Consider the following 13,055-nt stretch of genomic DNA (forward strand, 5'->3'; position numbering starts at 1 on the left):
GGCCTTGAATACTTCGCCCCTCGACAATCCGTTTTATTACCTGGAAAACTTCCGTCAGGTCCTTGGCTGGATTGCCCGGCGCTACGATGACCTGCTCGATGCAACCGAGCGCCGCTTCATCAGCGAGTTTGCCGAATTGCCGATGCCCGCCCAGGGTTTGCTGGTGCGCATGGTGATGCGCAAGGGTGTGTTGTTTCGGGCCAGCAAACTCGGTTATGTCGAGATTGGCGATCCTCATGACGCCGTGCTGCCGCTACTGGCGCGGGAGTGGGTCGACAGCGCTCCGCCACTGGGCTTGAGCGAGCTGTTCCAGCTGCTGCGTCGGGATGAGTTGAGCCACTGCTTCAAAGACCACGCGGTCAAGGGCCCTGAGCGCAAGCAGGAATGGTTCGAGCGCCTGCAGCCGATGTACCCGTCGCCGCAGTCCCTTGAACAATGGTACCCGACGTTGTCCGACGCTGTGTTCGGCCTGAAGATCATGCCGCTGTGTGATCGCCTGCGCTTGCTGTACTTCGGCAATCTGTACCAGGAATGGTCTGAATTCGTGCTGGCTGACCTGGGTATCTACCGCTACGAAAAGGTCGAGTTCTCGCTGGAGGCGCGCGGCATCAACCAGCGTGCCGACATTGATGTGTGCCTGCAATTGCATGCCTGCCGGGAAGCACTGGAAACCTGCCTGGAGCTGCATGCGCTGGCCGAGCGTGTCATTGCCATCGAGTGCGGCAATCCGTGGTTGCTGATGCGTCGTGGCAAACTGCTGTTCCGTATCGGGCAACAGGCCGAGCGCATCCAGGACTGGCCTCTGGCGATGGCGGTGTATCGTCAGTCGAGCTACCCCGGCGCGCGTTCAAGGCAAATCCGCGTGCTGGAGCGCAATGCCGAGTATGCAGCGGCGCTGACGCTGGCGGAGCAGGCCCGTCTTGCACCGGAAAGTGATGCGGAGGTCCAGCACCTGTCACGCGTCTTGCCACGCCTGCAACGCAAGCTCGGCCTGGCGGCGGCGCGCAAGCGCACGGTGCGGGCCATTGCACGGCTGGACGTGCAGGTCACGCCGGTGTCGGGGATGAGTGTCGAGCGTCTGATACGCCTGCACCTCGAAGCCGAGCAGGGCGGGGAAGTGCATTACGTCGAGAATGCGCTGATCAATTCACTGTTCGGGCTGCTGTGCTGGCGAGCCATTTTTGCGCCGTTGCCGGGTGCATTCTTTCATCCGTTTCACAGTGCGCCGAGTGACCTGTACAGCCCTGACTTCTATCAGCGCAGGGCTGCGTTATTCGATGCCTGTCTGGTGCAACTGGAGTCGGATGAATACCTGGCGACCATTCGTGAGCATTTTGAAAGCAAATACGGCCTGCAATCACCCTTCGTATTCTGGGGAGCGCTGACGCCGGAGCTTCTGGAGCAGGCGCTCTATTGCCTGCCGGCAGCGCACTTGCTTCGCTGGTTTCGTCGCCTGTTGCAGGACATAAAAGCCAACCGGACAGGGATGCCCGACCTGATCCAGTTCTTTCCGCAACAGCGTCGTTATCGAATGATCGAGGTCAAGGGGCCGGGTGATCGCCTCCAGGACAACCAACTGCGCTGGCTGGACTTCTGTGCCGAGCATGGCATGCCGGTGGAGGTGTGTTACGTGCAATGGGCAACTGACGACAGTGCTTGTGTCAGTAGCGACCTGTCAGACCATCAAGGGGCCTTGTGCCCGTCCTGACTGTCCTGGTGATCTGCATCATGCGGGTGTTTCGAGTCATGAGGCTTGTCATCTGCACTGCCGTTCTTTCCGGGCAAGGGATCCATGCCTTTGGTGCCGGGGCTTGTGCCTGGTGCGCCGGGGCTGGTTCCATCGACGTTCTTTTCCGTACCGGTGCCTGGGACCTTAGGGCTGTCGCCTGCCGGGTTGGTCGGGCCGGTCGACCCTGCAAATGCGCTGGTGCCCGAGAGGGCCAAAAATGCTGCGAGGCTTATGGCCCCCAATCTATTCCTGATCATGATGCAACCTCCATAAGTACAGGGACTGAAACGGTGCCGCTAGAAAGGTGGACCCGCGGGCAGGGCATGGTCCTGCCCGCGTAAGACGCCTGATTACTGAGTCTTGGTCTTTTCAGTGGGGGTGCTCTTGTCGTGCGTGCCGTGTGTCGTCTTGTCGTGCTTCATCGAACGCTCGGCTGCCGCTTCCTTGCTTTCAGTCTGCACACCTGGGGTCTCGGACGAGGTGCGGTCCATCGGCTGGGTATTGGTGCCCGGCAGTTTGGTCGCATTCTTGTTGATCGGGGTTTCAGGGGTAGTAGTCGACTCGGCGAAGGCGGCGCCTGAAGCTACAGCCATCAGGCCAGCAAGAGTCAGGGCAGTCAGTTTGGTCTTGATCATGGGGCTTACTCCGTTGTTTTAAAGTACTCACGTTGGTCATTGGCCAGTGGCCATAGGTGCCGTCGAACCCGACGAACGGTAGATATCTTCCATGCATCAAGCCTTACGCCGTTGCTATCCACCTTGAGAGTGATCGCGCGCTTTTTTCGGTCATTCATGCACCCCTGAACACCGTCAACAGCGGAGTTTTAAGTTGATTTAGCTATAACGTGACCGCTCGGTCATTTACAACGATTCTTAAAATCACACTTTCTTACATTTTTATAACGCCAATGGCATTTCGCTATCCGATGGGTGGTGGCAGAACGCTATTTGGCTTGATGTAGCGTGAATAGCCCGTAAACATTGGCTTTTAAAGGGGTTTTCATCGCCAGTGACGTAGGAAATCACTTACAAAAAAGTTCCCCTCCGGACACGATTCGTTGGATTGTCATTAAACAGCAACATTTGAGGTTTTAAATCCGCCTCGGGCCTCCTTAAGTGGACCACCACACAATCTCCTGGACTGAGGTATTACCGTGATTCTGCTGACTAAAAAACGCTTGTCGCTTCTGATCGCATCGCTGTGCCTTAGCGGTGTGGCTCACGCGACTGATGTAACAGGCGCTGGTTCGAGTTTCGTCTACCCGGTTATTTCGGCGTGGTCCCAGGACTACAGCAAGAGCAAGGATAACCGTATCAACTATCAGTCCATCGGTTCGGGTGGTGGTATTGCCCAGATCAAGGCTGCGACCGTTGACTTCGGTGCATCCGATGCTCCGATGTCCGCAGAAGACCTGCAGGCCGGCGGTCTGGGTCAGTTTCCGAGCGTGATCGGCGGTATCGTGCCGATCGTCAATGTCGAAGGCGTCGAAAGTGGCGAGCTGAAGCTGGACGGTCCAACCATCGCCAAGATCTTCATGGGCGAGATCAAGAAGTGGAACGACCCTGCAATCACTGCGCTGAACTCGGGCGTCAAACTGCCTGATACCGCCATCACCGTCGTTCACCGTTCGGACGGTTCGGGCACCACGTACAACTTCACCAACTACCTGAGCAAAGTCAGCCCCGAGTGGAACGAGAAGCTGAAGTTCGGTTCGACCGTACAGTGGCCAGCAGGCGTGGGCGGCAAGGGTAACGAAGGTGTTTCGGCCTACGTGAAGCAGATCAAGGGTTCGATCGGCTACGTCGAGTACTCCTACGCGACCACCAACAAGCTGTCCTACACTCAGCTGAAAAACGCGGCTGGCAAATTTATCAAACCAGACGCCAAGGCTTTCGCAGCAGCTGCTGACACCGCCGACTGGGCGAGCGCCAAAGACTTCAACCTGATCATGACCAACGCGCCGGGTGAGGCTGCATGGCCGATCACCGCGACCACCTGGATCATCATGTACAAGAAAGCCAAGAACGAAGAGAAAAGCACCGCGGCTTTCGACTTCTTCAAGTGGTCCCTGGAAAACGGCCAGAAGCAGGCCGAGAAACTGGAATACGTAGCATTGCCTAAATCGCTGGTTGATCGCGTGGAAAGCTACTGGAAAACGGAATTCACCAAGTAAGTGATTCAACCCGTACCACCCCTGTCATCAGCCGCGATATCGGCTCGGTGACAGGGGCTTTTCCTTGCGAGTGGCCTCAACATGACTGAAAACACCCAATACCTGTCCGCTAACGTCTCCGCTGGTGAGTCCGAGGGCGAGAAGCGCGCCAAACGGGATCATCGTCATGACCTGTGGTTCAAGCGTTCATTGCAGGCTGCAGCGATGCTGGTGCTTGCTTTGCTGGGTTGTATTGCCTTGTCGACCCTGTGGGGCGGCAGTCTGGCATTCCAGACTTTCGGGTTTGGCTTTCTGACCAGCACCGAGTGGGATGTGAACGCCGGCAAGTTCGGCGCGCTGGTTCCGATCTACGGCACCCTGGTTACCTCTTTTCTGGCTTTGCTGATCGCCGTACCGGTGAGTTTCGGCATTGCAATCTTTCTCACCGAAGTGGCACCACCGTGGTTGCGCATGCCGATCGCCTCGGCCATCGAGCTGTTGGCCGGTATCCCTTCGATCATCTACGGCATGTGGGGGCTGTTTGTCTTCGGCCCGTTCATGGCTGAACACCTGTCGCCGTGGATCACCGAAAACCTTGGCGCACTGCCGCTGATCGGTCCGATGTTCCAAGGGCCGCCGCTGGGTATCGGCATGCTGACCGCCGGCATCGTGCTGGCGATCATGATCACCCCGTTCATTACCTCGGTGATGCAGGAAGTCTTCCGTACCGTGCCCGTGGCCCTCAAGGAGTCGGCCTATGCACTGGGCGGTACGACCTGGGAAGTGGTCTGGGACATCGTGCTGCCTTACACCCGTTCGGCCGTGGTCGGTGGTGTGTTCCTGGGGTTGGGACGCGCGCTCGGCGAAACCATGGCGGTAACCTTCGTACTGGGCAACGCGCATCAGTTCTCGGCTTCGCTGATGATGCCGAGCAGTTCGATCGCTTCGGTGATTGCCAACGAGTTCAACGAGGCCTATACCGACTTGCACCGTTCGGCACTGATTGCCCTTGGCTTCCTGTTGTTTGTCGTCACCTTCATCGTGCTGGCCCTTGCACGCCTGATGCTGTCGCGCCTTTCGCGTAAGGAGGGGTTATGAGTAAGGATGTGACCGGCAGCGAGCACCTGTATCGGGTTCGCAGTATCAAGAACAAGATTGCGATGGTACTCAGCTGTGGCGCCACCGCCTTCGGCCTGCTGTGGCTGGTGTGGATTCTGCTGACCACCATCATCAAGGGTATCGACGCGCTCAACCTGCAACTGTTCACCGGCATGACTCCGCCGCCGGGCACCGAGGGTGGTCTGGCCAACGCGTTCTACGGCAGCGTGCTGATGTCCGGCATCGGCCTGCTGATCGGTACGCCGATCGGCCTGATGGCCGGCATCTGGCTGGCCGAGTTCGCCCGCTACACCAAACTGGGCAACACGGTGCGCTTCATCAACGACATCCTGCTCTCGGCACCTTCCATCGTGCTCGGCCTGTTCGTCTACACCGTCGTGGTACTGCCACTCAACGCGGTGACAGGCCATCAGGTGGGCTTTTCGGCGATTGCCGGCGCGCTGGCGCTGGCATTGCTGGTGATCCCGGTGGTGGTGCGTACCACTGACGAAATGATGCAATTGCAACCCTCGACCATGCGTGAAGCTGCGCTGGCGCTGGGTGTGCCGCAATGGAAGCTGACCCTGCAAATCGTCCTGCGCGCAGCCAAGGCCGGTGTGGTAACCGGCGTATTGCTCGCATTGGCACGCATCACCGGCGAAACCGCGCCGCTGCTGTTCACCGCTTTCGGCAATCAGTTCTGGAGCAGCGATCTGCTCAAACCCATCGCCAGTGTTCCGGTGGTGGTTTTCCAGTACGCCATGAGCCCGTTCGATGACTGGCACTCCCTGGCATGGGCCGGTGCGCTGGTCATGACGTTGTTCGTACTGATACTGAGTCTGCTGTCTCGCTTAATTCTTCTGCGCAATAGGGCGTCCTGATGAACAACCTTTCCCTGGCCAACGAAAAAACCAAGATCCAAGTACGCGGTCTGGAGTTTTTCTACAACAACCAGAAGTCGTTGAAGTCCATCGACATGACCATCCCCGAGAAGCGCATCACTGCGATCATCGGCCCGTCGGGTTGCGGTAAATCGACCCTGCTGCGCGTCTTCAACCGCATCTACGCGATGTACCCGAAGCAGGAAGCGCGCGGTGAAGTGCTGCTCAATGGCGAAAACATCCTGGCGCCAGGCTATTCGATGAACCGCCTGCGCAGTCATGTGGGCATGGTGTTTCAGAAGCCGGTGCCGTTCCCGATGTCGATCTACGACAACATTTCCTACGCCATCAAGCACCACGAAAAACTGTCGCGTCGGGAAATGGAAGATCGCGTCGAGCAGGCCCTGCGTGGCGCGGCCTTGTGGGACGAGGTCAAGGACAAGCTCAAGCAGAGCGCGACCGGTCTGTCCGGTGGTCAGCAGCAGCGTCTGTGCATCGCCCGTACCATCGCGCTGCGTCCTCAGGTCCTGCTGCTCGACGAGCCGACGTCGGCACTTGACCCGATTTCCACAGGACGTATCGAACAGCTGATCACCGAACTAAAAGAGCAGTTCACCGTGATCATCGTGACTCACAACATGCAGCAGGCGGCGCGTTGCTCCGACTACACTGCCTTCATGTTCATGGGTGAACTGATCGAGCACGGCGACACCGACACCATCTTCACCAAGCCCTCCAAGACCCAGACCGAAGATTACATCACCGGTCGTTTCGGCTGATCATCCGGCCAGGGCGGACGCTTCCTGGCGCTCGCCCATGAACGCCTCGATCCTGCTGCGCAGCCAACGCTCGGCAGGGTCGCTGTCCATCACACTCAGCCACGTCATCGACAGGTCCAGCCCCGGCGTGGGGAAGGGCAGTGGCTCGTCATACAGCAGACCCAGTGCGCTCATGGCCTTTGCCGCGTAGTCGGACAGCCCCGAAATCATATCGGTGCCGGCCATCAGGGCGGGCAGGGTGGCGAACTGCGGCACCGACAACACCACCTGACGCTTGCGTCCCAGCGCGGTCAGCCACTCATCGGCGAAACTGCTGACACTCGCGACGTGCGAGACCACAACGTGTGGGCGCGAGCAGTATTCGTCCAGGCTCATGGGACCGGCAGGCTTGTCGGCGCGCACCAGCCTTGGCTGTACGTTACGCAGGGTCTTGCGCTTGGCGTTGGCCGGCAGTTCACGGGTCAGGCAGACGCCGACGGTGATGTCGCCGGACATCAGCACCTCGGAGATATTCAGGTAGTCGACATGCTTGACCACGATCACCACGCCGGGCGCCTCTTCGCGGATGGCCTTGAGCATCGCCGGCAGCAGGCCGAACTCGACGTCATCGGTCAGGCCGATGCGAAAGGTCATTTTGCTGACTGACGGATCGAAGTCGGTGGTCAGGCTGAGCGCCGTGGACATGGCGTCCAGCGCGGGCGTCAGGTGCTTGAGAATCTCGTGAGCGCGTGCGGTGGGTTCCATACGATGGCCGACGCGGATGAACAGCGGGTCGTTGAGCAGACTGCGCAGGCGATTCAGGGCGGCGCTTATCGTGGGTTGGCCGAGAAAAAGTTTTTCGGCTGCGCGGGTGACGTTACGCTCCTGCATCAATGTTTCGAATACCACCATCAGGTTGATGTCGGCCTTGCGCAGTTCATTTCGATTCATTGCTGTTCCTTGGCGTCAGACCCGGATGGCCACGACGGCCTGTAACGGACGGCCCAGTCTAGGCAGGCACGGCAGGAGGCGTCCAGCATTTTGCCATCGTCGGAAATCAGCGTGAAGAAACGTCTGCTTACGGTTCTGTTGGCAGGAAAAGGGCGAATCTGTTGTGGGAAACAGGGTCTACTTGCAGGTCCGCCGCGTGCAGTTCAGCGGTTCGAGAATTCGACTCTATTTACAGGAGGTGCCCCTTATGCGGGCTGCAAAGATTGCCGGCATGTTGATGTCGTTGACGCTGTCAGGCGCAGCACTGGCTGAGACGCCCGGTTATGGCCAGCAACTGGAAGGTTTCACGTACCCCCATGCGCTGCACAAATTCAGTTTCCAGTCCCAGGGCCAGACGCTGGAAATGGGTTATATGGACGTCGCGCCCAGTGGCAAAGCCAACGGCCGCACGGCGGTGCTGATGCATGGCAAGAATTTTTGCGCTGCGACCTGGGAAGACACCATCAAGGGACTGAGTGCCGCGGGCTATCGCGTCGTCGCAGCGGATCAGATCGGCTTCTGCACCTCGACCAAGCCGGAGCACTACCAGTACAGCTTCCAGCAGTTGTCGATGAACACCCACGCGCTGCTGGAAAGACTGGGCCTCGACAAGGTGTCGGTGGTCGGTCACTCCACGGGCGGCATGCTGGCCACGCGTTATGCGTTGATGTACCCGAAGCAGACCGAGAAGCTGGTGATGGTCAACCCGATCGGTCTGGAAGACTGGAAAGCACTCGGCGTGCCTTACCGCAGCGTCGACCAGTGGTATGAGCGAGAGCTGAAGACCACCGCCGAAGGCATTCGCGCCTACGAGCAGAAGACTTACTACGACGGCCGCTGGAAGCCTGAGTATGACAAGTGGGTCGACATGCTGGCCGGTCTGAACAAAGGGCCGGGTCACAAGGTCGTGGCCTGGAACTCGGCGTTGATCTACGACATGATTTTCACCCAGCCGGTGTTCTACGAGTTCCCCAGGTTGCAGGTGCCGACGGTGCTGATGATTGGTGATGCCGATACCACTGCCATCGGCAGTGACATCGCCCCGCCTGAGGTCAAGGCGAAGATCGGCAATTACAAGGTACTGGGCAAGCAGGTGGCGCAGATGATCCCGGGCGCCAGGCTGGTGGAATTCAAGGGCAAGGGCCATGCCCCGCAGATGGAAGACCCGCAAGGCTTCAACAAGGCACTGGTCTCCGAACTTCAATAAGCTGCACGTCACGCCACGCGGCAACCTGGTCCGATAGCGACCAGGTTGTCTGCGACCGGCACTGCCGATTAAACGGCAATCTCTACCTGATCACCTTTGAGCCTTACCGGCCAGACGTCGAGCCGCTGATCCGGGTATTCGATACAGCTGCCGTCGTGCAGGCGAAAGTGCTGCTTGTACAACGGCGAGGCGATGACCAGTTCGCCCGCGATCTGCCCGATCAGACCACGCCCGATCACGTTGGCCCCCGATTTGGGATCGCGGTTGTCGATGGCAAAGAGCTGCTCGCCCTGTGCAGTTTCGGGCAGGTAGAACAGTGCGACCTGCGCGCCGTCCAGCCACGCAACGACGCCTGAATTGGCGACCAGATCCGCACGTCCGCACAGGGGCTGCCAGTGCTGCTGCGCTGCCGCTGGCGCATTGTCGCCGGTGCGTATTGTCTGAGACGCGTTCATCACATCACCTCCTTGAACAGCGGAATAAGAGCCAGCTCTTCGGGTTTTGCCGGACGCCGCTGGGCGCGTTCCTTGACGAACTGCACGTCGGGGTCAGCACGCCCGTCGTTGACGAAGGTGCGGAAGCGCTTGAGTTTTTCCGGGTCCTTGAGGGCGTTGGCCCATTCGCATTCGTAGCGGTCGACCACCAGTTGCATCTGCGACTCCAGCTCGGCGGCCAGGCCCAGGCTGTCGTCGATAATGACCGCCTTGAGATAGTCGAGGCCGCCTTCCAGCGACTCACGCCAGACCGAGGTGCGCTGCAGCTTGTCGGCGGTGCGGATGTAGAGCATCAGGAAACGGTCGATGTAACGAATCAGGGTTTGGTCATCCAGGTCGGTGGCGAACAGCTCGGCGTGACGCGGACGCATGCCGCCGTTACCGCACAGGTAAAGGTTCCAGCCGTTCTCGGTGGCAATCACACCGACGTCCTTGCTCTGCGCTTCGGCGCATTCGCGGGTGCAGCCGGACACGGCGAACTTGAGCTTGTGCGGCGAGCGCAGGCCCTTGTAGCGGTCTTCGATGCGCAGCGCCATGGCGACGCTGTCCTGCACGCCGTAGCGGCACCAGGTGCTGCCGACGCAGGATTTGACCGTGCGGGTCGACTTGCCGTAGGCATGGCCGGTTTCGAAGCCTGCCTCGATCAGCTCGCTCCAGATATCCGGCAACTCGTGCAGTTGTGCGCCGAACAGGTCGATGCGCTGGCCGCCGGTGATCTTGGTGTACAAGTCGTATTTTTTTGCCACCGCGCCAATCGCAATCAGGCCGTCCGGGGTGATTTCGCCACCCGGAATACGCGGCACCACCGAGTAGGTGCCGTTTTTCTGCATGTTGGCCATGAAGGTATCGTTGGTGTCCTGCAGCGGCACCAGTGAAGGCTCGGTGATGGGGCGGTTCCAGCACGACGCCAGGATCGAGCCGACTGCGGGCTTGCAGATGTCGCAGCCATGCGCGCCTTTGCCATGCCGAGTCAGCAGTTCGTCAAAGGTCTCGATGCCTTCGACGCGCACCATCGAGTACAACTCCTGCCGGGTATAAGCAAAGTGTTCACAGAGGCTTTTGTCGACCGCCACACCGCGAGCGATCAGTTCATGCTCGAAAACCTGTTTGAGCAATGCCGTGCAACCGCCGCAACCGGTGGCCGCCTTGGTGCAGGACTTGATTCCGGCCAGATCGGTGCAGCCATTGTCGATGGCCGAGCACACCGCGCCTTTGCTGACGTTATGGCAGGAGCAGATAGTCGCTGTGGCGGGCAGGGCGTCGGCGCCCAGCGTCGGCGCGCCTTCGCCACGCGGCAGAATCAGGCTCGATGGATCGGCGGGCAGCGGGATGCCGTTCTGCGCGTATTGCAGCAGCGTGTCGTAATAGCTGTTATCGCCAACCAGCACAGCGCCGAGCACCTGCTTGCCATCGGCCGACACCACCAGGCGACGGTAGCTGGCGGTGGCTTCGTCAATGAAGCGATAACTGACGGCCCCGGCCAGCGCACCGTGCGCATCACCGATGGAGCCGACATCCACGCCCAGCAGTTTGAGCTTGGTGGACATGTCGGCGCCGAAGAATGCGTCAGTATCCTGTTCGCACAATTGCGCTGCTACGCCACGGGCCATTTGATAACCGGGCGCCACCAGGCCGAACACACTGCCGTTCCAGGCTGCGCATTCGCCGATTGCATAGATGTCGGCGTCGCTGGTGCGGCAGTGCTCGTCGATTGCGATGCCTCCGCGTGGGCCGAGCGTCAGCTCGCATTGGCGGGCCAGGGCGTCTTGCGGGCGAATGCCTGCGGAGAACACGATCAGGTCGGTCTCGAGAAACTCGTCATTGGCGAAGTTCATGCGGTAGCGGTACTGCTTGCCGTCGCTGATCGACTGCGTGGCGCGCGACAGATGCACGCCGACGCCCAGCGCTTCGATACGCGCCTTCAACGCAGCGCCACCGAGGTCATCCAGTTGCACCGGCATGAGACGCGGCGCGAACTCGACGACATGGGCTTCCAGCCCCAGCGATTTAAGCGCATTGGCCGCTTCCAGCCCCAGCAGACCGCCGCCGACCACTACGCCACGGCGGGCTTTCGTCGCGGCATAGCGAATGCTGTCCAGGTCCTCGAGTGTGCGATAGACCAGCCGGGAGTTGCCCCGCGCGCCCTCGATAGGCGGTACGAACGGGTAGGAGCCGGTGGCCAGGATCAGCTTGTCGTAACTGAAGCAGCCCTCGGCGGTAATGATTTCGTGACGATCACGATCAATCTCCAGCACCGGTACGCCGAGGTGCAGCGTCAGGCCGGGTTGTTCGTAGACAGACATCTCGCTCATGGCCAGCGATTCGGCGTCGCGGCCGGTGAAGTATTCGGACAGGTGCACGCGGTCGTAGGCGCGCTGTGTTTCCTCGCCAAAGACGTGGATGCGATAACGCTCGAGTGCGCCGCCTGCGATCAACTGCTCGACGCAATGATGCCCGACCATGCCATTACCGACGACGATCAGGGTTTTTACATCGTTGAGGGGGAAGACTGTGGTGTTCATAGCGAGTCCCGGCCGAGGCCAATCAGGTTTTTCAAAGCAAAAAAAAAGCGCCCGGAACCTTTCGGTTCCAGGCGCCTTTGCCTGTTCTCTTATGGGTGTTCTGGGGGGCCATCGAGCCACGTTGCCGGAGGCGCCCTGATAGCCCTCTGGTCTCTGCGAGACTGGCGATCCACGTCGATCAACCGGGGCGGCCCGACCACATTCATGGTGGGGTTGTTGAGTAATATGCAGGGCCTGTGCCAGCTTGCGCCGGCAGCGCTTCAAGCCCGAATTGGCAATACCCGCAAGGCTGCGCAGCGTTTACGATGGCGTCAGGCGCATGATTTTTTCTGCCTTGCATTGGTGCGCATCAAGGGGATTACGCTGTAAAGCTGTGCGCCGTACGCGGAGCGTGGGCACGATAACGGCTCTGCCCGCTGGGCGTAGGAGCGACCAGGGCGGCGATCCGCATTATTCGCGAAGACGGCGGGCAAGACGACGCATTTCCTCAGACTGTACCGGCCCTTTCGCGAACAAGTTCGCTCCCACGGCCTTCGGCCAGAATCAAAAGCGGACTTGCGTATAACGCTGAGCGTTCCGCGTGGGAATGCCTGTCGTGATGCTCCGCGTCACAATTCTGCGCCGCACCGCCTGCTCTATAGTTAAGCCGTGCGTCCAGAAGCCCAGGTCTGGCGTAACATTTGTATCACCCTGCAACTCCTCTATAAGTCAGTGCTCATGAACATCACTATCACTGAAGTACACCCCGCCGAGATCCCGCACACCGTCGATTTCGTCATGCGTGCCCGCGCCGGGATCTTTCCCTTGCTCGACACCGTCACCGTTCCGCCCGATCTGGCCGGTTTCGAGCAGGTGTATCTGAACGGTGAGGACGGCAAGTTTCTGATCGCCCGCTGTGAAGGGCAGATCATCGCGGCTGTGGGCTACCTGCCATACGACCATCGTTTCCCGCAGTTCGATTACCGCGGGCGCAGAACCGTCGAGATCGTACGTCTATTCGTCACGCCGGAGTTTCGTGGCGACGGGCTGGCCAGCCGCTTATGTCAGGCGCTCTGGGAATATGCCGAGGCGGGTAGCATCGAGGTTCTGTACCTGCATACTCATCCGTTTCTGCCCGGCGCGATCCGTTTCTGGGAGAAACAGGGCTTTGCCGTGACCGATGTGGAGAGCGATCCGGTGTGGAACACCACTCATATGGAGCGCGTTCTTTAAGAGGGCTTTATC

12 protein-coding genes are annotated in these 13,055 nt (G+C 59.7%); 7 read left to right on the forward strand and 5 right to left on the reverse strand.

Features of this window, described 5'->3' with window-relative positions; all coding sequences use genetic code 11:
- Positions 1-4: 4 nt before the first annotated feature.
- Positions 5-1,708, forward strand: a complete 1,704-nt coding sequence (locus KBY02_RS12770) for a VRR-NUC domain-containing protein (protein WP_225650537.1) — start codon at positions 5-7, stop codon at positions 1,706-1,708.
- Here KBY02_RS12770 and KBY02_RS12775 read toward each other — a convergent pair.
- Together KBY02_RS12775 and KBY02_RS12780 are read right to left on the reverse strand one after the other, a co-directional pair.
- Positions 1,684-1,986, reverse strand: coding sequence for a hypothetical protein (locus KBY02_RS12775; protein ID WP_011268223.1), 303 nt, complete (start codon positions 1,984-1,986; stop codon positions 1,684-1,686). The two genes, KBY02_RS12770 and KBY02_RS12775, sit on opposite strands and share 25 nt — an antisense overlap.
- A 93-nt stretch (positions 1,987-2,079) precedes the next feature.
- Positions 2,080-2,364, reverse strand: coding sequence for a hypothetical protein (locus KBY02_RS12780; protein ID WP_003407470.1), 285 nt, complete (start codon positions 2,362-2,364; stop codon positions 2,080-2,082).
- Between the two features lie 518 nt (positions 2,365-2,882).
- Between KBY02_RS12780 and pstS the strand changes: the two genes are divergently transcribed.
- From pstS to pstB, 4 genes are all read left to right on the forward strand, one after another.
- The gene (gene pstS, locus KBY02_RS12785; protein ID WP_003407468.1) at positions 2,883-3,902 is read left to right on the forward strand and encodes a phosphate ABC transporter substrate-binding protein PstS; all 1,020 of its coding nucleotides are present in this window, start codon (positions 2,883-2,885) and stop codon (positions 3,900-3,902) included.
- A gap of 81 nt (positions 3,903-3,983) precedes the next feature.
- A complete protein-coding gene (pstC, locus tag KBY02_RS12790) occupies positions 3,984-4,979 on the forward strand; it encodes a phosphate ABC transporter permease subunit PstC (RefSeq protein ID WP_003371940.1) in 996 nt (331 codons plus the stop codon).
- Complete coding sequence (gene pstA, locus KBY02_RS12795; protein ID WP_003407464.1) at positions 4,976-5,860, forward strand: phosphate ABC transporter permease PstA; 885 nt, start codon at positions 4,976-4,978, stop codon at positions 5,858-5,860. Before pstC ends, pstA begins: the two co-directional genes overlap by 4 nt.
- Positions 5,860-6,639 carry a phosphate ABC transporter ATP-binding protein PstB gene (pstB, locus tag KBY02_RS12800; protein ID WP_002553918.1) on the forward strand — a complete coding sequence of 260 codons (780 nt, stop codon included), beginning with the start codon at positions 5,860-5,862 and terminating at the stop codon, positions 6,637-6,639. Before pstA ends, pstB begins: the two co-directional genes overlap by 1 nt.
- On the opposite strand, the gene KBY02_RS12805 is transcribed toward pstB, so the two are convergent.
- A complete protein-coding gene (locus KBY02_RS12805) occupies positions 6,640-7,569 on the reverse strand; it encodes a LysR family transcriptional regulator (protein ID WP_024642828.1) in 930 nt (309 codons plus the stop codon).
- A gap of 247 nt (positions 7,570-7,816) precedes the next feature.
- Here KBY02_RS12805 and KBY02_RS12810 point away from each other — a divergent pair, with 247 nt between their 5' ends.
- Positions 7,817-8,815, forward strand: coding sequence for an alpha/beta fold hydrolase (locus KBY02_RS12810; RefSeq protein ID WP_225650538.1), 999 nt, complete (start codon positions 7,817-7,819; stop codon positions 8,813-8,815).
- Between the two features lie 68 nt (positions 8,816-8,883).
- Here the strand turns inward: KBY02_RS12810 and nirD are convergent, their stop codons facing one another.
- Positions 8,884-9,270, reverse strand: a complete 387-nt coding sequence (gene nirD, locus KBY02_RS12815) for a nitrite reductase small subunit NirD (RefSeq protein ID WP_024642826.1) — start codon at positions 9,268-9,270, stop codon at positions 8,884-8,886.
- Complete coding sequence (gene nirB / locus KBY02_RS12820; RefSeq protein ID WP_225650539.1) at positions 9,270-11,831, reverse strand: nitrite reductase large subunit NirB; 2,562 nt, start codon at positions 11,829-11,831, stop codon at positions 9,270-9,272. The genes nirD and nirB overlap by 1 nt, the downstream gene beginning before the upstream one ends.
- A gap of 717 nt (positions 11,832-12,548) precedes the next feature.
- Between nirB and KBY02_RS12825 the strand changes: the two genes are divergently transcribed.
- On the forward strand, positions 12,549-13,043 hold the full coding sequence (locus tag KBY02_RS12825) for a GNAT family N-acetyltransferase (protein WP_225650540.1): 495 nt from the start codon (positions 12,549-12,551) through the stop codon (positions 13,041-13,043).
- Positions 13,044-13,055 lie beyond the last annotated feature (12 nt).

Source organism: Pseudomonas sp. P129 (genome assembly GCF_020312195.1).
Lineage (GTDB): Bacteria > Pseudomonadota > Gammaproteobacteria > Pseudomonadales > Pseudomonadaceae > Aquipseudomonas > Aquipseudomonas fragariae.